Here is a 1,932-nt window from a genome sequence, read left to right on the forward strand (position 1 = left end):
GCCGGGTAGCGGGCAGGGATCTCACCTGCCCGCCCCCACAGATCCGGACGTGAACCTCTCGATTCATCCGGCTCGTGCCGTCCGGTCCTTCGGTCAGTACCGCAGCGCCCAATGCGCGAACAGCCGGGGCGCTCGTTTTCGAACGCTTTTCAGCCATTTCCTCGCGCGTTTGTCACTGTGTTTCAGCCGCTTGTACTTCCATCGTGCCCAGCGCATCAGATGGCGGTCGATGCGCTCGCATAGTGGTATCACCGCGCTCGGGTAGAACACGGTGAAATAGTTGAGCCAGCCTCGAAGGACTGGGCTCAGCCATCGTGCGATTTCGTTGAGTGTCTGAGTTGTGCGCCGATGGATCCGCCAGGATGCGATCTTGCGGCTTATCTCAGTCAGCTTTTCCGGAGCTACCGCCGGCAAGAACCCGGTATAGATCTGCTTCCGGTTCTTGTCGAAGGCCATCCGGGGACGGAACGCATATCCGCAGAACGTGAACGTCACCTGGTCGAACTCCTGGCGGCGTCTGCTGTCCTTGCAGTACACGATCTTCGTCTTGTCGGGGTGGAGTTCCAGCCCGATCTCGGCGAACCGACGTCCGATCGCCTCCCGCACCTGCCGGGCTTGTCGTTCGGTCACGCAATGGACCACCACATCGTCTGCGAAGCGTTCGAATGTCACCGTCGGGTATTCCCGCGACATCCACATATCGAAGCCGTAGTGCAGGAACAAATTGGCGAGCAACGGGGAAACTGGGCCGCCTTGTGGCGTCCCTTTCGTCCGGGCTGTCAGGGTGCCATCGGGCATCAGCATCGGGGCTTTGAGCCAGCGTTCCACATATAACAGGACCCATTTCGAGTCCGTGTGCCGCTCTGCCGCCTTCAGCATCAGATCCCATGGCACGGAGTCGAAGAAGGCTTTGACGTCGAGATCGACGACCCAGTCCTTCTTGAAACACCGTTTCCGGCAGATCGCGACCGCGTCCAGAGGGGAGCGTCCAGGACGGTAGCCGTAGGAGTCGTCGTGGAACACCTTCTCCACGTTCGGCTCCAGCGCCATGACCGCCGCTGTCTGCGCCACCCTGTCGACCACGTTCGGGATGCCGAGAACCCTTGTGCCGCCCCTCTTGGGTATTTCCACCGCGCGAACCGGTCCAGGAAAATAACTACCCGAGGACATGCGATTCCACAGCTTATAGAGATTGTCTTTCAGATTCTCCTCAAACTGCGAGATCGACACGCCGTCGGCCCCGGCCGCTCCTCCATTCTCCTTCACTTTCAACCAAGCACCCCACACCAGCCGCTTGGAGATATCATGCGACTTGACCTGAGACTTCGGCTCACTCATGCGATTCCTCCCTTCACGGTTGATCACATTCGCTCACCAGGACGACCCCGCCCCTTGGCTCCACCCCCACTGCGATACGCAGGGGCTTCACAGCTACTACGGGCGAGTCCGCCAGCGTGTCCCGCATCGGTACTCTGCTCCTCGCGGATTCGCCGCTTGGAGCCCTCCCTCTCGCCGCTACTGTCGGCGGCTGTATCGCGACACGCCTTCACACGTTCCATACGAGAGCCTGATCCGGGCTCATGCTGCCTATATGCCGGAGGCCGCCTGGGCAGTAAACGGGTATCCCCCAGACCTATCCCGAAGTAGTCTTACGACCTCGGTTTCGACCTCATCTGACTTAATTTCGACACGTCAACGGCAGAGGGCTTTCACCCATCGCTCATCTTCCCGGACCTCACCTGACACGGTCGAGCCGCGCCTTTTCCCACGACGTTCACCACAACGGTCTTCAGCCAATGCAGCTCGGGGTGGTTTAGAGCCTCTCCCCGCAGAGCGACTCTGGAGGGCCAGCAAACTCCATCTCCCATACAGCACCACATTCAGTGAAGCGCCATCCCACTCCACCTCCCATGTTCGTGTTCACAACAAGAC

1 protein-coding gene is annotated in these 1,932 nt (G+C 60.0%); it reads right to left on the reverse strand.

The window, feature by feature from the left end:
- Nucleotides 1-93: 93 nt before the first annotated feature.
- Nucleotides 94-1,338, reverse strand: a complete 1,245-nt coding sequence (ltrA, locus tag ACTWPT_RS59800) for a group II intron reverse transcriptase/maturase (protein WP_443186443.1) — start codon at nucleotides 1,336-1,338, stop codon at nucleotides 94-96.
- Nucleotides 1,339-1,932: the final 594 nt, after the last annotated feature.

Origin of the sequence: Nonomuraea sp. 3N208, assembly GCF_052245935.1 — a bacterium.
In the GTDB taxonomy this organism is placed as follows: Bacteria; Actinomycetota; Actinomycetes; order Streptosporangiales; family Streptosporangiaceae; genus Nonomuraea.